The organism is Gordonia sp. ALPHA1B1 (assembly GCF_005502615.1).
GTDB classification, from domain to species: domain Bacteria; phylum Actinomycetota; class Actinomycetes; order Mycobacteriales; family Mycobacteriaceae; genus Gordonia; species Gordonia hongkongensis.
This window is the reverse complement of record NZ_SCOC01000023.1, coordinates 16,345-38,169: the sequence shown is the minus strand read 5'-3', so window position 1 is coordinate 38,169 and position 21,825 is coordinate 16,345. Positions and strand designations below refer to the sequence as shown.

Genomic DNA, 21,825 nt, shown 5'->3' with positions numbered 1-21,825 from the left:
AACCAGCGGAGAACAGGGCTCGACCAGCGGAGAATCTCGCGTCGCGAGACGACGCCCAGTCGACGGGTCGATCAGTTGATGCGGTCTCCGGTGGACGGGTCGAAGAGGTGCACCGCACTGTCGGACTGGCGCAGGCGGATACCCTCACCGCGCTTGGCCGGGGCCCGGTCGGCAGACCGCGCGACCATCACCATCGGATCGCCGTCGAGATTGCGGACCGAGTCGTCGGCGAGGTTGGCGTAGATGTAGGTCTCGCTGCCGAGTTCCTCCAGGAGGGCGACGTCAGCGTTGAGTCCGGTGCCACCGTCGGACAACGCGAGGTGCTCCGGACGGATGCCCACGACCACGGACTCCAGACCGGAACGACGCAGCGCGGCCTGCGCTTCGGCGTCGATGTCCACGGCGGCACCTGACACGGTGATCACACCGTCGACGACCGGCGCCACGAAGAGGTTCATCCCCGGCGAGCCGATGAACCCGGCGACGAATGCGTTGACCGGACGGTCGTACAGTTCCGTCGGCGTGGAGAACTGCTGCAGCACACCGTTCTTGAGGACAGCGACACGATCCCCCATCGTCATCGCCTCGACCTGGTCGTGGGTGACATAGACGGTCGTGGTGCCCAGACGCCGCTGCAGGGCCGCGATCTGGGTACGGGTCTGAACGCGGAGTTTGGCGTCGAGATTCGACAGCGGCTCGTCCATGCAGAAGACCTGCGGTTCGCGAACGATGGCCCGCCCCATGGCGACACGCTGCCGCTGGCCACCCGACAGCTTCGCCGGCTTGCGGTCGAGGAAGTCGGTCAGGTCGAGCAACCGCGCGGCCTCGGCGACCTTGCGCTTGCGCTCGTCGGCGGGCACGCCGCGCATCTTCAACGCGAAACCCATGTTCTCCCCGACGGTCTTGTTGGGGTACAGCGCGTAGTTCTGGAAGACCATCGCGATGTCGCGGTCCTTGGGCGCGACGCCGACCATGTTGTCGCCACCGATCCGGATCTGACCCGAGTCGATCTCTTCGAGCCCGGCGAGCATGCGCAGGGCGGTGGACTTGCCCGAGCCCGACGGTCCGACGAGGACCACGAACTCACCGTCGTCGATGTCCAGGTTCAGTGAGTCGACGGCGAGTTTGTCCGCGCCGGGGTAGACGCAGCAGGCCTTGTCGTAGGTGATGGAAGCCATGATGTTCTCCGGTTTCTACAAAAGTGTTGTGCGAGTGCGTGTCAGACGGAATGGATCACTTGATCGCGCCGAACGAGAGTCCACGGACGAGCTTGTTCTGGGCGATCCAGCCGCAGATGACGACCGGCAGCGCGGCGAGCACGGATGCGGCGGACAGCTGCGCCCAGTACAGGCCCTGGCCGGACATGAAACCGGTCAGGAACACCGGCATCGTCTGCGCGTTGACCGCGGTCATGTTGACGGCGAAGAAGAATTCGTTCCACGAGAAGATCACGCAGATCAGTGCTGTCGCTGCGATTCCCGGCGAGATGAGCGGGAGGATCACTTCACGCACCGAGGTCCACAGGCTAGCGCCGTCGATGCTGGCGGCCTCGAGGAGTTCACCGGGGACCTCGAGGAAGAACGACCGCATCATCCACACCGCGATCGGTAGGTTCATCGCGGTGTAGAGGATGACCAGCGTCCAGATGTTGTCGAGCATCCCGATCTCACCGACGATCACGTACAGCGGGATGATTGCGGCGACGATCGGCAGCATCTTGGTGCTGATGAAGAAGAACAGCGCATCCTTGGTCTTGCGTACGGGGCGCAGCGACAGCGCGAACGCAGCCGGCACGCCGAGCAACAGCACCAGGATCGTCGACACGATCGTCGCGAACAAGGAATTCAACAGGGGTGTGGCGATTCCCGCGTCGAAGACGTCGCGGAACTGCTGCAGCGTCGGCTCGAAGATGAAGGTCGGCGGGTTCGTCGCGGCGTCGCTCTCCTGCTTGAACGCCGTCAGCACCATCCAGAGCACCGGGAAGAAGAACCCGATGGCCAGGATCCAGGTGACGGCGGTGAGGGCTGCCTGGCGTGGTTGTCGCCGACGGCGGATCTCGGTGCCGGACTTGTCTTCTGTATTGCCGGCCGACGCATGGTCGGAGCGAATGTCGGTGGTCATCAGGCCGGCTCCTCTGTTCCGGAGAATGATTTGAAGATCAGTCGCAGGGCGAGCGTGGCGACGACGATCGTGCCGATCACCGTCACGACACCCATCGCGGCGGCCTGGCCGATGTCGAAGCCGAGGAACGCGCGCTGGTAGATGTAGTACGACAGATTCGAACTGGAGACGCCCGGACCACCGGAGGTCATCATGTACACCGCGTCGAAGGTGTTCACCAGGTAGATGGCCCCGAGCACCGCACCGAGTTCGATGAACCGGCGCAGATGCGGGAGGGTGAGTTCCCGGAAGAGCCGGAAGCTCGTGGCGCCGTCGACGCGTGCCGCTTCCTGGATGTCACGGGGCATCGATTGCAGGCCCGCGAGGATCAGCAGCATCATGAACGGCGTCCACTGCCAGACCAATTCGGCCATCACGCTCATCAGCGGGAACTCCGACAGCCAGTCGGTCTCGACACCGAACGGACTCAGCGCCCAGTTGACGAGTCCGTTGGTCGGCGAGAGCAAGCTCGTCTTCCACAGCAGCGCGGCCGCCACCGGGGTCACCAGGAACGGCGTGATGAGCAGTGTCCGAACCACGCCTCGGCCCAGGAACTTCCGGTCGAGCAGAAGGGCGAACATCAGACCGAGGAGCACCGAGATGAGCACCGTGCCCACGATCAGCAGGATTGTGTTGACCGTCACCCGCCAGAACTGACTGTCGCCGAAGACCGCGACATAGTTGTCGAGGCCGACGAACGCACGGGAATCCGGACGCACCAGGTTCCATGACTGGGTGGAGTAGTACAGCGTGAACACGAACGGGATCTGCGTGACCACGATCAAGAAGATCAGGGCCGGCAGGAGCGGGCCGCGACGCCGCCAGCCCTCGGCGCGCGTGACGTGATCACGCGAGGACGTCAGCGGTGCCTTCGGGGTCGTGTCGGGTGGTGGAGTGGAGACTGCGGTGGCCATGATCACTGCTCCCTCTGGTAGGACTTGCCGACGACCTGGGCGTACTCTTGTGCCTGGGCGAGCGCGTCGTCGACACTGATCTGACCGGCGATGGCTGCCGAGATCTGTTGACTCACCCGGGTTCCGAGGTCCTGGAACTCCGGGATCGCGAGGAACTGGACGCCGGTGTAGGGCACCGGCTCGAGGGTCGGCTTCAACTGGTTCGCTGCGCGCATCGCGCTCAGTGTCTGCTCGGCGAACGGAGCGGCGAGTTCCTTGTACGCCGGCAGTTCATACGTGGACAGTCGGCTGCCCGGTGGAACGTGACTGGGCCCCAGCGTCTCCGAGACGTACTCGATGTAGCTCTTGCTGGTCATCCACCGGATGAACTTCCACGCCTCGTCCTGGTGCTCGCTGCTGGTGGGGATGCCCAGCGACCAGGTGTAGAGCCAGCCGTTGTCTCCCTTGGCCATACTGGGCGCCGGCAGGTAGCCGACGTCCCCGGCGATCGACGAGGTGTCCGGGCTCTCGAGCACCGACACCGCCGAGGTCGCGTCGTACCACATCGCGACCTGGCCCTGCGACAACAGGTTTCCGCACTCCTGGAAGCCCGACGACGCGGCGCCGGCCTCGCCGTGGTTCCGGACGGTGTCGACGTAGAACTTCACCGCCGCGGCGACCTCCGGACTGTTGAGCTGCGCGTTCCAGTCCTCGTCGTACCAGCGGCCGCCGAAGGCGTTGATCACCGTGTTGAGCGGGGCGAGCACCTCACCCCAGCCGGGCTTGCCGCGCAGGCAGATGCCCGCGGTGCGCTCGTTGTCGAGCTTGGCTGCCGCCTCCGCGACCTGGGGCCACGTCGGCTGGGCCGGCAACGACACCCCCGCCTCGGCGAAGAGCTTCTTGTTGTACATCAGGAACGACGACTCGCCGTAGAAGGGCGCCGAGTACATCGAACCGTCGTGAGAGAGAGCCGTTTTCAGCGTCGGGATGAAGTCGTCGACGTCGTACTCGGGATCGGCATCCATGTACGGGGTCAGATTCACGAGCCAGCCGTACTCGCCCCACATCGGGGTCTCGTAGTTGCTGATCATCACGACGTCGAACTCACCGCCGCCGGTGGCCACCGATGCGGTGATCTTGGCCCGCGCCTCGTTCTCGGAGAGGGTCACGAATCGCACCGTGACGCCGGGATTCTGTTCCTCGAACTGCCTGGACAGCTTCACCGCGTCCTGCATCTGCGAGTTGGAGACCATCGCGACGGTGATCTCGCGACCACCGCCGCCGGTGAGTGAACCGGCGCCGGAGCAGCCGGTCAGCACCAGCGTCACGGTCGCGATGATCGCACCCAGCGCCCATCGCACTCGGTGTCGGGAGAACATCATTGTCCGCCTTTCTCTTGCACCACAAGCCATTCGGCGGTGGCGAGGTCGGTGACGAGAATGGTGGCGTAGCCACCGCGCAGTGCACCGAGGATGGATTCGCGACGGTGTGTGCCACCGGACACGAGGATCGATGTCGGGCAGGCCCGTACCGCGTCGAGGGACACCGAGACGGTCCGATCGACGAGACTGGAGGGCACCGCGACGCCGTGCGCGTCATAGAAGCGTCCGCCGATCTCTCCGACCGCGCCGAGTTCCAGGAGCTCGTCGAGGACGACGGCATCGATGAACGATCCCTCGAACAATGTGGTCGACGTCGACACCGACCCGACGCCGAAGAGCATCACCTGCGCACCACGTGCCGCCGCGAGCGCTTGCGACAGAATCGAATCACGGTTCACGGCGGTGACCGTCTCCGGGTCGACATACAGCGGTGCGACCAGCCGCAGCGGACGGGCATGAAGACGTTCGGAGAACCGGGACAGTGCATGGTCGACGCCGGTGTGGTACTCCACCGAGGTCATCGAGCCGTCCATCTGCACGACCCGCTGACATGACGCCGATGCGGCCATGGCGTCGGCGACAGCCACCTGCTCCGGCCCCCAGGTGAATCCGAAGGTGTCGGTCGCCTGGATGCGGCGGGTGAGCACCGAGGCCCCGGCGCGGCCGAGCGCGGCGTTGCCGGTGGTGGTGCCGTCGGCCACCTCGTCGATGATGAGCACCTCGTCGAGACCGAGGGTCTCCTCCACCGCGCGTTCGAGATCGGTGTGGATCGAGGCCGAGAGGTGCGCCGGCGCAGCCACGGACACGCGGACGAGGCCCTGCGCCCGGGCCCGCGCCACCAGCCGACCGGCGGTCGGCCGCGAGACGCCCAGGCGTGATGCGATCTCGGCCTGGGTGAGCCCCTCGAGGTGGTACATGGTCGCGGCGCGGACGAGAAGACGCAGGTCCTGGCCGGAGTCGGGGGTTCCGCGCGAGGCCGCGCGGACTGTCGAGACGGACGGCTCGCCGTCGTCGCTCGTCGACTTCCGAGGTGCCATGGTCGCGTGCCCCGTCCCTGTCGTCGCCGTCGCTCGTTGAGCCAACGACGGTGAGCATCTGCTCACTGGCGGTCAATGTGCTCAATAAGCTAGCATCCGGGTGTGACCCACGCAACAGCCGATCGCCCCATAGCGGACGTTCCCGACGCGATGCGCGCCGCCGTCCTGCATCCCGATCTCTCGGTGACCACCGAAAGTCGCAGGTCGCCGGACCCGGAGCCCGGTGACGTCACGGTGGCCGTGCGCGCGGTTGGGGTCTGCGGGTCCGACACCCACTACTTTCGTCACGGACGGATCGGCGAGTTCGTGGTCCGCGAACCGCTCGTCCTCGGTCACGAGGCGGCCGGGGTCGTCGTCGCCGTCGGGGAAGGGGTTGACCCGGGCCGGGTCGGCGAGCGGGTGTCCATCGAACCGCAGCGTCCCGACCCGACCACAGCGGAGAGCAGACGCGGTGACTACCACCTGTGCCCACACATGCGGTTCTACGCGACGCCTCCGGTGGACGGCGCCTTCGCCGAATTCGTGACCATCGGAGCCGATTTCGCGCATCCCGTACCACCCGAGGTCTCCGACGAGGCCGCCGCCTTGTTCGAGCCGCTCTCCGTGGGCATCGCCGCGATGCGCAAAGCCGAGGCGTCGGTGGGCGGCTCGGTCCTGATCGCCGGCGCGGGTCCGATCGGCCTGATGGTGGCGCAGGTCGCCCGGGCGTCCGGTCTCGCGCGCATCGTCGTCAGTGAGCCCGATGCGCAGCGACGTTCTCGCGCACTCGAATTCGGTGCCACCACGGTGATCGAGCCCGGAACCGGGAGCGAACCCGTCGACGCCTTCGTCGATGCGAGCGGTGTCGCGGGTGCGGTTCGGGATGGACTGGCCCGGGTGCGTCCCGGCGGGCGCGTCGTCCTCGTCGGGATGGGCGCCGACTCGATGGAACTGCCGGTGTCGCTCATCCAGAACCGCGAACTGGTGCTGACCGGGGTGTTCCGCTATGCCAACACCTGGCCGACGGCCCTCGCACTGGTCCGGACCGGCGCCGTCGACCTCGACGCCATGGTCACCGCCCGGTTCGGACTCGACCAGCTCGCCGACGCGCTCGACTCCGATCGCACACCCGGCACCATCAAAGCCGTGGTATACCCGTCTCTTTCGAGATACCAGCCCGGGCCCGGCGCCGACACCGCCCCGAACGAGACGGAAGGAACTCTTCGATGAACACACCCCTGAACAACGAGACGGTGTCGGACCTCGCCGGCGTGGAGGTCCCCACTTACGACCGTTCGGGCGTCACCCCCGGGATCGTGCACTTCGGTGTGGGTGCGTTCCACCGTGCACACCAGGCGATGTACCTCGACCGTCTCCTCGCGACCGACGCGTCGGCGCGCGAGTGGGGCATCTGCGGGGTCGGCGTCCGCACGGCCGACGCCGCGATGCGCGACGCCCTGGGGCCGCAGGACGGACTGTTCACGCTCACCCTCAAACACCCCGACGGTGCCGTCGAGACCTCGGTGATCGGATCGATCGTCGAATACCTCTACGCTCCTGATGATCCCGAGAAGGTCATCGAGCGGCTCAGCGACCCGGCGACACGCATCGTCTCGCTGACGGTGACCGAGGGCGGCTACAACTTCTCACCGTCGACCGGTGAGTTCGACGCCACGAGCCCGGACATCGTCGCCGACCTCGAGGCCAGTGCGCCGCCACGCACCGTCTTCGGGCTGGTGACCGAGGCACTCGCGCGGCGCCGGGACCGCGGTGTCCCGTCGTTCACGGTCATGTCGTGCGACAACATCCAGGGCAACGGGCACATGGCACGATCGACCTTCCTCGCCTATGCGCAGCTGCGCGATCCGGAACTGGCCGCGTGGATCGAATCCAACACCCGGTTCCCGAACTCGATGGTGGACCGCATCACCCCGGCCACACCGCCCGAGTTGGCCGCCGAGGTCGCCGATCGCACCGGTGTCGACGACAACTGGCCGGTGGTCGCCGAGCCCTTCACGCAGTGGGTGCTCGAGGACGAGTTCTCGATGGGACGCCCCGCACTGGAGCAGGTGGGAGTCCAGGTCGTCGACGACGTCACCCCGTACGAGCTGATGAAGTTGCGACTGCTCAACGCCGGTCACCAGGCGCTGTGCTACTTCGGATATCTGCTCGGGTACCGCTACGTCCACGACGCGTCGTCCGACCCGGACATCCGGAACCTGCTGCACCGCTACATGACCGAAGAAGGCGCAACCACCCTCCGTCCGCTTCCCGGCGTCGACGTCGAGGAGTACATCGACACCCTCCTCGAACGTTTCGCCAACCCGGCGATCGGTGACACCATCGCGCGACTGTGCCAGGACTCCTCCGACCGCATCCCGAAGTGGCTGGTCCCGGTGATCCGCGAGCGCCTCGAACAGGGCCGGCGAAGCGACCTCGCCGCTGCGGTCGTGGCGAGCTGGACCCGCTACGCCGAGGGCACCGACGAGGCGGGGGAACCGATCGACGTCGTCGACCCCCTTGCGGCCGAACTCGTTCCGCGAGCGCAACGGTCCCGCACCGACCCGCTGGCCTTCGTCGCCGACCCCGAGCTGTTCGGTACCCTCGCCCAGGATCCGCTGTTCACCACTCCGTATCTGTCGGCGCTTGAGTCGTTGCGCAGCAAGGGAACCCGCGCGACACTGATCGACCTGCTCGCATGACGACGCTGGTCGCCGGGATCGATTCGTCGACCCAGTCATGCAAGGTGGTCGTCTGTGACGCCGACACCGGGCAGGTGGTGCGCACCGGGCACGCTGCGCACCCCGCCGGTACCGAGGTACACCCGGATCACTGGTGGGACGCACTGTGCACTGCGGTCGCCGCCGCGGGCGGCTTCGACGACGTCTCCGCGGTGTCCGTGGCGGGCCAGCAGCACGGCATGGTCTGTCTGGACGGGAACGGCCGGGTGGTCCGGGAAGCATTGCTGTGGAACGACACCCGATCCGCACCGAGCGCTGCTGCTCTCGTCGACGAGTTCGGCGGATCCGAGCAGTGGGCACGCTCTGTCGGGGTGGTGCCGGTGGCTTCCATCACCGCGACCAAACTCCGCTGGCTGGCCGACCACGAACCGGCGCACGCCGACGCCACGGCTGCGATCTGCCTTCCGCACGATTGGCTGACCTGGCGACTGCGCGACAGTCACGACCTCGCCGAGCTGACGACCGACCGCAGCGACGCCTCCGGCACCGGCTATTTCAGCGCGGCGACCGGCGAGTACCGAACCGATCTGCTCGAAGCCGCGTTCCGCGGCCGTCGACCACTTCTGCCCCGGGTCCTCGGCCCCGCGGAACGGGCCGGCGGCACGCCGACCGGCGTCGTCGTGGGCGCCGGCGCGGGCGACAACGCCGCAGCCGCACTGGGACTGCACGCCGGCCCCGGGGATGCCGTTGTCTCCCTGGGCACGTCGGGCGTGGTCAGCGCCGTCGGCGACGTGGCGCCGAATGATCCGTCGGGTCTGGTGGCCGGGTTCGCGGACGCGACCGGGCGTCACCTGCCTCTGGTCTGCACCCTGAACGGCGCCCCGGTGCTGGCGTCGACCGCGTCGATGCTCGGCGTGGACCTGGCCGAGTTCGCCCGGTTGGCCATGTCGGCTGAGCCCGGCGCGGGTGGCGTCACGATGGTGCCCTACTTCGCCGGCGAGCGCTCGCCGAACCTCCCCGACGCGACCGGCACGCTGACGGGGCTGACCGCGGCCAACTTCACCCCGGCCGCGATCGCCCGCGCGGCCGTCGAGGGCCTGGTCTCGTCGCTGGTGTTCTGCCGCGAACGGATCGAGCAGCAGGGCATCGACGTCGAGCGTGTGCTGCTCACCGGGGGTGGCGCGAAGTCGGCTGCGGTGCGCCACATCGCACCGGCTCTGTTCGGCGGCGAGGTCGTCGTCCCCGCCGACGGCGAACACGTGGCGCTCGGTGCGGCGCGACAGGCCGCGTGGGCCCTGACCGGTGAACTGCCCGCGTGGGAGACATCGACCCAGACGCTCACCGGGACGCCCACGCCCGAGGTGTACGCGCACTACCGGGAGGCCTCGCTCATGGTGGAACGCGCGGCGGGGCGGTAGGACTGCGGCGGCCCGGATACGCCGAACGTCGGGCGGCCGTGCGCACTTGCCGGGACAATCGCCCGGGGTCGGTACACAACCGAGGAGTGAGCGATGGTCGATTGGGACGGTGACCGGTACGCGGACGTGAGCGCCTTGCAGCGCATGGTCGCCGAGGAGTCGATCTGCGACCTCGAACTCACCGGGACCGAACGCCTGCTGGACATCGGGTGCGGCGACGGCTTCATCACGATGCTGCTCGCCGACCGGCTGCCGTCGGGCTCGGTCGTCGGCGTCGACGCCTCGCGTCGGATGATCGAACGCGCGCTGCTCCGGGTCCCGGCGGACCTGCTGCGCATCCAGTTCCACGTCGACGACGTGCTTGCCCTGCCCTTCGACGACGACTTCGACATCGTGGTGTCGTTCAACGCGCTGCACTGGGTGCACGACCAGGGGGCGGCGCTGCAAGGAATCGCTCGCAGTCTCGTCGACGGCGGTCGGGCGGTGCTGCAGATGGTGTGCGCCACCGAAAGACCGAGTATCGAAGACGTGGCGATGGAGGTCGCGGCGCAACCGGAGCGGAAGCGCTACTTCGACGGCTTCGACGCGCCCTACGTCCACGTGGAACCGTCGCGGTTCGGGGAACTCGCCACCGACGCCGGGTTCATCGTGGACGACCTGACGGTGAAGGATCTGAACTGGCAGTTCGATTCGGTCGACGACTTCCGAGCCTGGTTCGCCGTCGGGGCGTCGGATTGGACGAGCCGCCTACCGGACAGTGCAGTCGACGACTTCGTCGACACGGTCATCGACCGCTACACCGACGTGGTCGGCGAACCCGCACTGTTCCGGTTCAGTCAGTTGCGCGCCTCGTTGTCGAAACCTGCTCGCCCCGAGAACCTCTCCTGACCTCCGGTCACCCCCGTCCCATAACTCGAGAGAACGACATAACCATTGCTCCCTGAGGTGCGAGGAGCGATAGCGCCGCCACCCCCTGCTCCCTGAGGTGCGAGGAGCGATAGCGCCGCCACCCCCTGCTCCCTGAGGTGCGAGGAGCGATAGCGCCGCCACCCCCTGCTCCCTGAGGTGCGAGGAGCGATAGCGACGAGCCACGAAGGGCCTGGTGAGGCACCTTGTGAGGCCCTTCGAGGCTCGCTTCGCTCGCACCTCAGGGAACAGAAGGGTCACCGCTCGCACCTCAGGGAACAGAAGGGTCACCGCTCGCACCTCAGGGAACAGAAGGGTCACCGCTCGCACCTCAGGGAACAGAAGAGGTCACCGCTCGCACCTCAGGGAACAGAAGAGGTCACCGCTCGCACCTCAGGGGAGCACAGTCGAGAGGGGGTTAATCACTCCGGCACGTAGTTGAAGGTGTCCGGATCGGGACCGATGCGTTCGTCGCTGTTGAGGCGGTCGATCTGGGCGACCTCGTCGTCGGACAGTTCGAAGTCGAACAGTGCGAAGTTCTCCTCGACGCGCGAGCGGGTCACCGATTTCGGGAAGACGATGTCGCCGCGCTGGATGTGCCACCGCAGGGTGACCTGGGCGGGCGAGCGGTCTTTGGACTTGGCGATCTCGGTGATCACCGGGTCGTCGGTCACCTTGCCCTGGGCGATCGGGGACCATGCCTCGGTCGCGATGCCGTGCTCGGAGTTGAACGCGCGCAACGGGTTCTGCGACAGATACGGGTGCACCTCGATTTGGTTCACCGCGGGTACGACGTCGGTCTCGTCGAAGAGACGCTGTAGATGCGCCTGCTGGAAGTTCGACACGCCGATCGCTCGCGCCTTGCCGTCGGCGTAGGCCTTCTCGAGCGCCTTCCAGGTCTGGACGTAGTCGCCCACCTCCGGCAGTGGCCAGTGGATCAGGAAGAGGTCGATCTGCTCGACGCCGAGGTCGGCGAGGGTTCCGTCGAGCGCCTTCAGGGCGTCGTCGTAGTCGTGGAAGCCGTTGTTCAGCTTGCTGGTGATGAAGATGTCGTCGCGCGGAATGCCCGAATCGCGGACCGCTTCGCCGACGCCCTTCTCGTTGCCGTACATCTCCGCGGTGTCGATGTGGCGGTATCCGACCTCGAATGCGGTCAGAGTTGCTTCACGCGTGTCCTCCGGCGGAACCTGGAAGACTCCGAAACCCAACTGCGGGATGGTGATTCCGTTGTTCAGTGTGATGTTCGGGACTGCCATGAGCACTTGTCCTCTCTCTAGGGGTCGTCTACACCTGCCCCGCACCCGCGCGGCGGGCGGTGTGGGGCCACGTTGTGGTTCAAGGCCGCCGGCCCGCCCTGGTATTCCCGGCCGGTCACGAACGGGTGCCACCGTCGCCGAGCAACCGGTCGAGGAAATCCGGCGACAACGCGGCCGGAGCGGGACGGTCACCGGCACGAACACCGCGGGCGACGTCGTCGACGAGCCGGGTGAACTCGTCGCCGCCATCCAGCGGGAACCGAACCAAGCCTGACGCTGCGCACTGCGCCAGGACAGCGAGGGTGTGCGCGCGCGCCTCCTGCGTCCGACCGGCCGCAGCGAGACACACCGCCAGTAGTCGTCGCGCCCGCAGAAACGCCCGGTGGCGGCCACTGCCGGCCAACCGGTCCACCCACTCCTGCGCCCACCGACAGGCGACGTCAGGGGCTTCGGCGGACTCGCCGGCGTCAAGCATCAACCGGATCGCGGTCTCGGCATGGAGCTGCGCGACGATCGCCGCGATGCCGCGTGTCGGCACCTCGGCGCCGGCATCGACGCGCGCAGACACCCTACGACGAGCCGGCAGGTGCCTCATCACCTGCTCGTTCTCGGCCACGGCACGCAGCCGTGGGGTGTCGAGCCGCTCGGCGATGTCCACGGCTTCGTCCAGGTAGGACGCCGCGACGGCCCGGTCACCGTGGCACAACGCCACGCGCGCCCCGACGAGGTGGCGAGCCTCGATCATGTCGACGACGCCTTCGGCGGCCCCGATGAAGAAGCTCTCGTCGAGCAGTCGTTCGGCCTCGGACACATCACCGCGCTCGTACCGGACCGCCGCGAGAAGAGCGCTGGCGAGCTGCGCACCCTGCGACTGGGTCGACGAACCCTGTTCGCGCGACAACCGCAGTCCCGTACGGAAACATGCTTCGGCACGGTCGAGGTCGAGCTGCTCGACGTAGGCGAGCCCGTCGAGGCCGTAACCGTACATGACCGCGTACGGACCGGTGTTGCGTCGGTGTGCCGGGATCGCGCGTTGTTGCCAGCGGTGAGCCTCGTCGAAGTCGAATCGCAAGGTGGCGCTGAGGGTCCCGACATTGTGGATGGCCGACACGAGGAACGGCGACAACCCGTCGAGGTCGTCGGCCAGGCGCGCCACCAGTTCGTCGAGCCCGTCGAGCCGGTCGAAGATGGCGCGCACGCACGCCTCGGCGATGTCGGCCTCACGCCGAATCCCCAGGGCAGCATCGGACCTCGCCACTCGCTCCAGTGCGACCCGCGCCCGTTCGAGGGAGGCTTCGGCGAGCGCGGCGCGGTGCAGGAGCAGGTTCGCCCACGCGAGCTGCATCTGCAGGATCGGGTTGGCCGCCACCGTCACGGGCGGCAACTTCTCCATCAACGTGATCAGGGTGGTCATTCGCGAGTGTTCGATGAGTGACCGGCCGTCGGTCTCGACGAGTTCGATGGCGCGGTCCGCGTCACCGGCGGCGAGCGCATGGTCGACCGCCTCGGTCAGCATTGCGTGCCCCGCGAACCACTCCGACGCTCTGCGGTGCAGTTGCGGAATGAGTTGCGGCTCATCGCGTTCCAGCCTGCGCCGGAGGAACTCGGCGAACAGGGAGTGGAACCGGAACCACTCCCCGGCCTGATCGACCCGGGTGAGGAACAGGTCACGGAGCTCGACCTCCTCGAGCATGGCCTGTCCGCGCGCCTCGCCGCTCAGCGTGGTCGCGAGATCGGCGCAGATCCGTTCCGGCAGCGAGACGGTGAGCAGGAAATGCAGGACCTCCGGTTCCAGCACGCCCAGGACGTTCTCGGCGAGGAAGTCACCGATGGCATGGTGGCGACCGGAGATGTCGCCGATCAGCTCGCCGGGATGCCCGGATCGGCGCAGCGACACACATGCCAGTTGCAGCGCCGCGACCCAACCGTCGGTCGATGACCACAGTTCGGCGACCTCGTCGCCCCGCAGGTCCAGACCGGCGACATCAAGGAGGAACCGCCCGGCTTCCGCCTCGTCGAAACACAGTGCTCCCATGTCGATCTCGATGATCTCGTCGTGGACGTGCAGGCGACTGACCGGGAGGCCTCGCCGGGTTCGGCTGGTCACGATCACCTGCAGGTGACGGCAACCGTGTTCGAGCAGATAGTCCATCACCCCGATGACCGTCGGGTCCGTCACCCGGTGCCAGTCGTCGACGATGAGCGCGATGCGCCGGCCGTGCGCGTGGACCTCGTTGATCAACGATGTCAACACGTACTCCTCGGCGCGATCGCCGTGCTCCTCGACCGCCGCGGCGAGGTCGCCGACGGCGTCCGGGGCCGCCCGGCGCAGTGCCTCGACGAGGTCGGCGAGAAACCGTGCGACGTCGTTGTCGGTGTCGTCGACCGTCAGCCACGCCACCGGTACGCCGTCGACGGCGAGCTCCTCGGCCCACTGGGCCGCGACCGTGGTCTTCCCGTAGCCGGTGGGTGCGTGGATGAGCGTGAGACGGCGCAGCTTCCCGTCGCGCAGTGTCTTCAGGAGTCGGGTCCTGGTGACCTGCGCTCGAGGCCGGACGGGTGGGCGGAACTTCGTCGACGGCATGGGCAGCGTCATCGTCGTCCGCCGCCGCGGCGGCGTCGTCGAGGTGGCAGGCTCCGAGGACCCGTCCGGCAGCGCCATCCCGTCGAGTGGCACCCCGAGCCGCCGCTGCGCGTTCCGCAGTTCCTCGCCCAGCTCTGCCGCCGACCCGGGGCGGTCCGCGGGTTCGCGCGCCATCGCATGTTCGATGCAGCCGGACACCTCCGCGGGGAATCCGGCCGACGTGAGATCGGGGACTCCTTCGCTCGCGACGCGGAGGAAGTGCGCGACCACTTGCTCCCCGCTGCGCCTCTCGAACGCCGCGTGGCCGGTCAGCGCACAGAACAGGGTCGCGCCCAGCCCATAGACGTCGGAGGTCACCGATGGCGTCGCACCGGCGAGGAGCTCGGGCGCGGTGAAGGCGGGAGAACCGGTGACCAGATCGGCGTCGGTCTCGAAGCCGCCGGAGATCCGGGCGATGCCGAAGTCGGTCAACTGAGGTTCGCCGTATTCGGTGAGCAGGATGTTCCCCGGCTTGATGTCGCGGTGCAGGGTGCCTGCCCGGTGGGCCGTCTCGAGCGCGCCGGCCACCTTGATGCCGAGCCGGAGCACGTCGCGCCAGTCGAGCGGACCGTCCCTGCGGATGCGCAGGTCCAACGACGCGTGGGGGTGGTATTGCATCACGATGAACGGAAACCCCTCGGGCGTGGACCCGACCTCGAGGATGTTGACGATGTTCGGGTGCCCGGAGAGTCGTCCCATCGCACGCTGCTCACGCACGAACCGCTCGAGGTTCTGCGCGTCGAGGTGGTCGGTCAGCACCTTGACCGCGACATCGCGGTCCAATGCGGGCTGGCGGCAGCGATATACGGCACCGTAGCCACCACGACCGATCTCGACCGGATCGGCGAAACCTGCTTCCACCAGTTCACCGGCGACGTCGCGGACGGCACCGCGTTGTGTGGTCAGCGGATCGTTCTCGGCCATGACGTGCCTCGATCGCAGGTCGATCGCGTGGTGCCCTGTCCAGCCTACTCACGCAGACCCCGAACACCCGGGTTTCGTTCTCGAACGGGGTACCCGCGCAGCGGACCGCCCACACCGATTGCGCCCTGCGTTTCCCAACGGTCCTCATCTGTGACAGAGTTGACGGGCGGCCATCGGTCTTGGTGGTTGCGCACACTGAAGAAAGAAGTACAGCAGTATGGCACAGGGAACCGTCAAGTGGTTCAACGGCGAAAAGGGCTTCGGCTTCATCGCTCCCGACGACCAGGGCGCAGATGTCTTCGTCCACTACTCCTCGATCCAAGGTAGCGGCTTCCGCAACCTCGAAGAGAACCAGCGCGTCGAATTCGACGTCGAGCAGGGTGCCAAGGGCCCCCAGGCTACCAACGTCAGCGCGCTCTGAGCTCCTGACTTTCGCGAAACGCCCCGGACGGCCACACGGTCGGATGGGGCGTTTCGTCATCCTGACGAAAACCACCCCCCTCGGCGTAGTCCACGTCACAATTAGGCGGGGCCGGACCCCAGGAGACGTGAGGGTGATGCAGGTGACCGATCCGGTGGTGGTGCTGACCAAAGCCCGTACGTCGTGCGAGATGCGGGCGGTACGCGAGTGGACGGCGGCGAACTATCCGGACGCGACGATCTCCCGATCGGCGGAGATCGACTTCGACGGCATGGCGCCGGAGACGTTGCTCGTGCCTGTCCGGGCGGTCTGGCTCCCGGCGGTCCGGCAGGGTGAGCGGCGGGTCACGCTGGGCGACGTCCTGGTGCTGTCCAATCCCCGGCGGCCGCTCGGAGCGGTCCAGCCGCTGATCCGGAAGAGACGTCCGGACAGTCTCCGCGTCGTTGCCGGTGCACCCGCCACGATCGAGGAACTACGCACCCGGTATGCCCATCACCAGGCGCAGGGTGAGCCGTTCGCCCAGTTCGTCCTGTTCCAGGCGTCGGTGTCGGCCGAGCGAGCCGAACGCCAGATCGTCGGTGATCGCTACAAGGTCCCCCGGCTGGTCGCCGAGCAGATCAGCAGTTCGTCGCGATTCCAGACGTCCGCGGCCAAACTCGCAGCCGAGCTGGGTCGGCCCACCGATGCGGTGGTCGCCGAGGCCACCGACAAACTCTCGACCTTCGTCGCCACCCAGAGCCGGCTCATGGACGACGTGTTCTCGGCGACCTTCAACCGACTGCACGAGCGGGCCTGGAACGTCACCGTCGACGTCGAGAACCTCAACACCCTGCGCACCCTCAACAAGTCCACCGGCCTGATCTTCCTGCCCTCCCACCGGTCCTATGTCGATCCGCTGGTCCTGGCGAAAGTGCTGCGCAACAACGACTTCCCACCCAACCTCGTGCTCGGCGGGAACAATCTCTCGTTCTGGCCGGTGGGCCCGGTGGCCCGCCGCGCCGGCATGATCTTCATCCGGCGCAAGTTCGGCGCGGACCCGGTCTACAAGTTCGCGATGCGCTCCTACCTCGCCTACATCGTCGAGAAGCGCTTCAACCTGGAGTGGTACATCGAGGGCGGTCGCAGCCGGACCGGCAAGCTCCGGAAGCCCAAACTGGGACTGCTCACCTACGTCGTCGACGCGGTGGGGCAGCTCGACGAGGCCGACGTGACGATCGTGCCGACCTCGATCGTGTACGACCAGCTCCAGGAGATCGGCGCGATGGCGGCCGAGGACGCCGGTGGCACGAAGAAGCCCGAGGGCGTCGGGTGGTTGTTGCGCTATGCGAAGGCGCAGCGCGCGTACCTGGGCGAGGCCCGGGTGCGATTCGGGACCCCCATCTCGCTGCGGACCGCTCTCGCCGACGCCGGCGAGGGCCGCGCGCGACTGGAGAAGGTCGCGTTCCGGGTGATGGACGAGATCAATTCCGCCACCCCGATCTCGGCGACCTCGCTGGCCGGTTTCGCCCTCCTCGGCGCGCACGACAGGGCGTACACGCTCGCGGAGATCGAGGCCATCCTGGCTCCCCTGCTCGACTACATCCGCCGGCGCGAGCTACCCGGCCCGGACCCGGCCCTGTGCCGCGGGGTCGGGCTGACCCAGACCCTCCGGGTCCTCGCCGGCAACGGCGTGGTGAGCTGCTTCGACGGCGGTTCCGAACCGGTGTGGTCCATCGTGCCGGACAATCACGCGGTCGCGGCCTACTACCGCAACGGGGCGCTCCATCACTTCGTCGACCGCGCGATCGTCGAGGTCGCCATGATCGCCGTGGCCGACGGTGACGTCCGGGCCGACGACATCCCGCCGGACGAACACCCCGTCGGATACGACGAGACGGCCGACGGTCCGCTCGCCGACGAGGGGCTGCTCGCGGCGTCGCAACGGGAGGCCCTGCGAATCCGCGATCTGCTCAAGTTCGAGTTCTTCTTCCCGGCCAAGACCGAGTTCCTGCACCGACTCGGTCTCGAACTCGATCTGCTGGCCCCGGGCTGGCGTGCCGTGACGCCGACGCAGGAGTGGACCTACGAGGTACTGCACGGCCACACCGGCGGACTCCTCGCCCGACGCACCCTGCAGCCGTTCTTCGACGCCCAACTGGTCTTCGCGACCAAACTCGTGGAACTCGGCACCGCATCGCGCGACAAGGAGGACCTGATCGTCGAATGCCTCGGTCTGGGACGCCAGCTGTCCCTGCAAGGTGTTGTGCGCAGCAAGGATTCGGTTTCCAAGGACCTCTACGACGGCTGTTATCAGCTCGCCGACAACCGCCACCTGATCCACGGCGAGGAGGTCGCGGACCTCGCGACCGCCCGCCGGGACTGGCTCGACGAGGTCGAATCGATGCGCGAGCGGCTGGCCCGGATCGCGTCGATCGAGGATCTCCAGCGTGCCGTGGGCGGAGCCGACACCATGGACACGGTCTGGTCGGAGGGGACACCGTGAGTGCCTTCACCGACCGGATGCGGGCCATCCGGTCGGCACCCACCGGTAAGAAGGTCGCCGCGCTGTTCGACTACGACGGCACCCTGATCGAGGGCTTCTCCGCCGCCGCCATCATGCGAGCACGCTTGCGCAGCATGGAATTCGGTTTCGGCGAACTCGCCGACTTCCTGCTCATCGGATTGCGCGGCGTCGTGTCCGAACAGGACTACGCAGAAGTGCTCGACGCCACGCGTCCCACGTTCGCCGGCAAGACCTACGCCGAGCTGATCGAGTTCGGCGAACACCTCTTCAAATACGAGACGGCGGCCAAGCTGCGGCCGCAGATGTGGCAGATCCTGCGCGCGCATCGGGAGATGGGACACACCATCGTCATCGCGTCGTCGGCGACCCGATTCCAGATCGAACCCATCGCGCGGGAGATCGAGGCCGACTTCGCACTCGCCACCGATGTCGAGGTCGTCGACGGGGTGGTCACCGGCAACATCCGGGGACGCCCGCTCTGGGGTCCGGGAAAAGCCGCTGCGGTACGCACCCTCGCCCGTGAGCACGGCATCGACCTCGACGCCTCCTTCGCCTACAGCGACGGCAACGAGGACATCCCGTACCTGGAGTCGGTGGGCAACCCGGCGGCGGTCTCCCCGCGCCGAATACTGCGGGCGGAGGCCGAATCCCGCGGCTGGCCGATCATCGACCTGAAGAACCCCACGTACAACCGGCTCGGGATGCTGGCCCGAACCGGCGCCTTCTACGGTTCGTTTCTCGCCTCCGCCGCGGTGGGCGTCACCACCGGGCTCGTTCGACGCGATCCCGCCGCACTCGTCGAGGCCCTGCCGACCGGTACCGACGTCGGGCTGTCACTCGCCGGGATCCACGTGCAGGTCCTCGACGGAGGCGAGTACCTCACGTCGGCGCGGCCGTGCGTGTTCCTGTTCAACCACCAGTCGAAACTCGACCTGCCGGTGATGATCAACCTCGTGCGGTCCGAGGCCACGGGGGTGGCCAAGAAGGAGGTGCAACGGGTTCCGGTGGTCGGGCCGATCCTGCAGCAGGCCGGGTTGGTGTTCATCGATCGCGCCGACCCGGGCCGCGCGATCGAACAGCTGGCGCCGGCCGTCACAGCTCTGCGGGACGAGGGAATGTCGCTCGTGGTCGCGCCCGAGGGCACCCGGTCGCCCACACCACGTGTGGGCAGGTTCAAGAAGGGTCCGTTCCACATCGCGATGCAGGCGGGTGTCCCCGTCGTACCGGTGGTCCTGCGTAACACCGGCGAGTTGATGTGGCGCGGTGCGCAACTCATCCGACCGGGGACCGTCGAGGTGATGGTGCTGCCGCCGGTGGACACCAGCGACTGGTCGCCCGACGAGATCGGCGACCGCGCCGAGGAGGTCCGGCAGATGTACATCAGCGCCCTGGCCGACTGGCCGCTGGACTTCTTCGCCGACGACGACGCCCGGCCACCCGTCGAGGTACCGGAAGAGAGGCAAGTGTGAGCGAGGAACCGGACCTGACCGACGGGGTGGACCGACCGCTCGACTGGGCCAGCGAGCCCCACATGAGCTCGGTGGACACCATCATGTGGCGAGGCGACACCGATCGCCGGATGCGCGGGACCATCTGCATGCTCGAGGTGTACGACTGCGCCCCGGACTGGGACCGGCTCGTGGCTGCCCACGAATGGGGAAGCCGAATGGCCCCGCGATTCCGGCAGCGCGTCGTCGACTCCCCGTTCGGCATGGGAACGCCCAGCTGGGCAGTCGACCCGGACTTCGACCTGCACTACCATCTGCGCCGAATCCGTCTGGGCGGCAACGGCAGCATGCGTGAGCTGCTCGTCACGTGCGAGCAGCTCGCGATGACCGCGCTCGATGCCGCACGGCCGCCGTGGGAGGGCACGCTGATCGAAGGGCTGCCGGACGGCAAGGCCGCATACTTCCTCAAAGCCCACCATGCGCTCACCGACGGCCTGGGCGCGATCATCGGACTCGCCCAGCTGCATTCGCCCACACGCGAACACAATCCGGGCAAACCCCAGCCGCCGAGTCCCGACCCGGTGAACATCACGCCCGTCGACCTGCTCCGCCGGCAGGTGGGCGAGGAGATCCGGCGGATCCCGCATCGTGTCGACACGACCTTCCGCGGCGTCCGCGCCCTGGCACATCCCCGCCAGGCACTGAGTTCCGTTCTCCGCTATGGTCGCTCGGTTCCACGCGTGGCGGGACTGGTCAGTCCCCCGGGTTCCCCGTTGCTCGCGCACCGGAGCCTGTCGTGGCGTTTCAGTGCGTTCGAGGTCCCGTTCACCGACCTCAAGGCGACCGCGACGGCGACTCGTGCGTCGATCAACGACGTCTACCTCGCCGGGCTCATCGGCGGCTTCCGCCTCTATCACGAGAAGATGGGCACCCCGATCGAGACGATGCCGGTCGCGATCCCGATCTCGGTGCGGCGTCCGGAGGATCCGGCGGGTGGCAACCGAATCGCGGTGGGACGGCTCGCCGGACCGGTCGGGATCGCCGACCCCTTCGAGCGGGTCCTCACCATCCGCGAACAGGTCCGCGTCGCCCGGCACGAACCGGCCGTCGACATCTTCAACACGCTGGGCTCGGTGATGGCCTGGTTGCCCGGATCGGTGCTCATGCAGTTCAGCGGCACGACCAGCCAGAACGATCTGCAGGCCAGCAACGTGCCGGGCATCCCGTGGGACACCTACGTGGCCGGCGCCAAGGTCGAGCGGATGTTCCCGTTCGGCCCGCTGCCCGGTTGCGCGACGATGGCGACGATGATCACCCACAACGGAACGGCCTGTCTCGGAATCAATTCCGACGGCGCCGCGGTCACCGACCTCGAGTTGTTCGCCGACTGCCTCGTCGCCGGTTTCGGTGAGGTGCTGGCTCTCGCCGCCGATGACGACGTCGTACCGGGGGTGCTGCGACGGGTGGTGTGAGGGAACTCGTGGCCCACGTTCTGTGCATTCGAACCAGTCCGAATGGTCAGAACCGAGTAGAATCGGCTCATGAGAACCCTGAGCAGCACAGAAGCCAAGGCGCGCCTCAACGCCGTGCTGGCTGAAATCGAGAGAACCGGGGAAGAGATCACTATCACCACGCATGGCCGACCCGTCGCAGTACTCAGGCCCGTGGCACCACCTCCGCGTCGATTCGGGCAGTTCCCGGCCATGGTTGTTCCCGACGACTTCGACGCACCGCTGTCCGCCGACGACCTCGAGCGCTGGGAGTCGGGTTCGTGACCGATGTCCTGCTGGACACCAACGCGGTCCTGTGGCTGGTCAGCGAACCGGACCGGCTGTCACCCACCACCTTGGACATCCTCGCGAATCCCGGCAACGCTCTCTACGTGTCGGCTGCGTCGGCCTGGGAAATCGCCATCAAGACGCGGCTGGGCAGACTCGACGGAGCGCCGCTCCTCGCCGCGTGGGAAGAAACCCTCTCGTCCATGTCAGCGACCGACCTCGCCATCGATTCCAGCGACGCGGTGACAGCAGGACAGCTCGCCTGGGAACATCGCGATCCCTTCGATCGCATGATCGTCGCTCAGGCCACCCGCCGAGGTCTGACCATCGCGACGAGCGATCAGGTCATCCAGACCGGCACGCTGACACCTGTCATCGACACTCGCCGGTGAGTCCTCGGTGTCAGTCCCCTCCCC

The 21,825-nt window shown here is 67.5% G+C and carries 17 protein-coding genes; 10 read left to right on the top strand and 7 right to left on the bottom strand.

The window, feature by feature from the left end:
- Positions 1 to 71: 71 nt before the first annotated feature.
- Genes ugpC through FFS52_RS15760 form a run of 5 tightly spaced genes read right to left on the bottom strand, consistent with a single transcriptional unit; the run spans position 72 to position 5,472 of the window.
- Positions 72 to 1,178 (bottom strand): sn-glycerol-3-phosphate ABC transporter ATP-binding protein UgpC, encoded by a 1,107-nt coding sequence (ugpC, locus tag FFS52_RS15780; protein WP_058252812.1) that lies wholly within the window; start codon positions 1,176 to 1,178, stop codon positions 72 to 74.
- Positions 1,179 to 1,233: 55 nt separating this feature from the next.
- Positions 1,234 to 2,121, bottom strand: a complete 888-nt coding sequence (locus tag FFS52_RS15775; protein ID WP_249356277.1) for a carbohydrate ABC transporter permease — start codon at positions 2,119 to 2,121, stop codon at positions 1,234 to 1,236.
- A complete protein-coding gene (locus tag FFS52_RS15770) occupies positions 2,121 to 3,074 on the bottom strand; it encodes a sugar ABC transporter permease (RefSeq protein WP_137810251.1) in 954 nt (317 codons plus the stop codon). The genes FFS52_RS15775 and FFS52_RS15770 overlap by 1 nt, the downstream gene beginning before the upstream one ends.
- Positions 3,075 to 3,076: 2 nt before the next feature.
- Entirely contained in the window at positions 3,077 to 4,435 is a 1,359-nt protein-coding gene (locus FFS52_RS15765; RefSeq protein ID WP_137810250.1) for a sugar ABC transporter substrate-binding protein, read from the bottom strand.
- On the bottom strand, positions 4,432 to 5,472 hold the full coding sequence (locus FFS52_RS15760) for a sugar-binding domain-containing protein (RefSeq protein WP_137810249.1): 1,041 nt from the start codon (positions 5,470 to 5,472) through the stop codon (positions 4,432 to 4,434). Before FFS52_RS15760 ends, FFS52_RS15765 begins: the two co-directional genes overlap by 4 nt.
- Before the next feature lie 150 nt (positions 5,473 to 5,622).
- On the opposite strand from FFS52_RS15760, the gene FFS52_RS15755 reads away from it, so the two are divergent.
- The 4 genes from FFS52_RS15755 to FFS52_RS15740 all read left to right on the top strand — a co-directional run bounded on the left by FFS52_RS15755 (position 5,623) and on the right by FFS52_RS15740 (position 10,438).
- A complete protein-coding gene (locus FFS52_RS15755) occupies positions 5,623 to 6,681 on the top strand; it encodes an NAD(P)-dependent alcohol dehydrogenase (protein ID WP_137810260.1) in 1,059 nt (352 codons plus the stop codon).
- Positions 6,678 to 8,153, top strand: coding sequence for a mannitol dehydrogenase family protein (locus FFS52_RS15750; protein ID WP_137810248.1), 1,476 nt, complete (start codon positions 6,678 to 6,680; stop codon positions 8,151 to 8,153). The genes FFS52_RS15755 and FFS52_RS15750 overlap by 4 nt, the downstream gene beginning before the upstream one ends.
- A complete protein-coding gene (gene xylB, locus FFS52_RS15745) occupies positions 8,150 to 9,550 on the top strand; it encodes a xylulokinase (RefSeq protein WP_065629463.1) in 1,401 nt (466 codons plus the stop codon). Before FFS52_RS15750 ends, xylB begins: the two co-directional genes overlap by 4 nt.
- A gap of 93 nt (positions 9,551 to 9,643) precedes the next feature.
- The gene (locus FFS52_RS15740; RefSeq protein WP_065629464.1) at positions 9,644 to 10,438 is read left to right on the top strand and encodes a class I SAM-dependent methyltransferase; all 795 of its coding nucleotides are present in this window, start codon (positions 9,644 to 9,646) and stop codon (positions 10,436 to 10,438) included.
- Positions 10,439 to 10,878: 440 nt separating this feature from the next.
- Here the strand turns inward: FFS52_RS15740 and FFS52_RS15730 are convergent, their stop codons facing one another.
- A complete protein-coding gene (locus FFS52_RS15730; protein ID WP_068972157.1) occupies positions 10,879 to 11,712 on the bottom strand; it encodes an aldo/keto reductase in 834 nt (277 codons plus the stop codon).
- Between the two features lie 115 nt (positions 11,713 to 11,827).
- The gene (locus FFS52_RS15725) at positions 11,828 to 15,259 is read right to left on the bottom strand and encodes a serine/threonine-protein kinase (RefSeq protein WP_137810246.1); all 3,432 of its coding nucleotides are present in this window, start codon (positions 15,257 to 15,259) and stop codon (positions 11,828 to 11,830) included.
- 217 nt (positions 15,260 to 15,476) lie between these two features.
- On the opposite strand from FFS52_RS15725, the gene FFS52_RS15720 reads away from it, so the two are divergent.
- The 6 genes from FFS52_RS15720 to FFS52_RS15695 all read left to right on the top strand — a co-directional run bounded on the left by FFS52_RS15720 (position 15,477) and on the right by FFS52_RS15695 (position 21,801).
- Positions 15,477 to 15,680: a cold-shock protein gene (locus FFS52_RS15720; protein ID WP_058252822.1), complete on the top strand. Its 204-nt coding sequence runs from the start codon at positions 15,477 to 15,479 to the stop codon at positions 15,678 to 15,680.
- A gap of 136 nt (positions 15,681 to 15,816) precedes the next feature.
- Entirely contained in the window at positions 15,817 to 18,162 is a 2,346-nt protein-coding gene (locus FFS52_RS15715; protein ID WP_137810259.1) for a glycerol-3-phosphate 1-O-acyltransferase, read from the top strand.
- The gene (locus FFS52_RS15710) at positions 18,159 to 19,652 is read left to right on the top strand and encodes an HAD-IB family hydrolase (RefSeq protein WP_058252824.1); all 1,494 of its coding nucleotides are present in this window, start codon (positions 18,159 to 18,161) and stop codon (positions 19,650 to 19,652) included. Before FFS52_RS15715 ends, FFS52_RS15710 begins: the two co-directional genes overlap by 4 nt.
- Positions 19,649 to 21,103, top strand: coding sequence for a wax ester/triacylglycerol synthase domain-containing protein (locus FFS52_RS15705; protein ID WP_137810245.1), 1,455 nt, complete (start codon positions 19,649 to 19,651; stop codon positions 21,101 to 21,103). Before FFS52_RS15710 ends, FFS52_RS15705 begins: the two co-directional genes overlap by 4 nt.
- Before the next feature lie 69 nt (positions 21,104 to 21,172).
- On the top strand, positions 21,173 to 21,406 hold the full coding sequence (locus tag FFS52_RS15700) for a type II toxin-antitoxin system Phd/YefM family antitoxin (protein WP_065629468.1): 234 nt from the start codon (positions 21,173 to 21,175) through the stop codon (positions 21,404 to 21,406).
- A complete protein-coding gene (locus FFS52_RS15695) occupies positions 21,403 to 21,801 on the top strand; it encodes a type II toxin-antitoxin system VapC family toxin (protein ID WP_065629469.1) in 399 nt (132 codons plus the stop codon). Before FFS52_RS15700 ends, FFS52_RS15695 begins: the two co-directional genes overlap by 4 nt.
- The last annotated feature ends 24 nt before the right edge of the window (positions 21,802 to 21,825 follow it).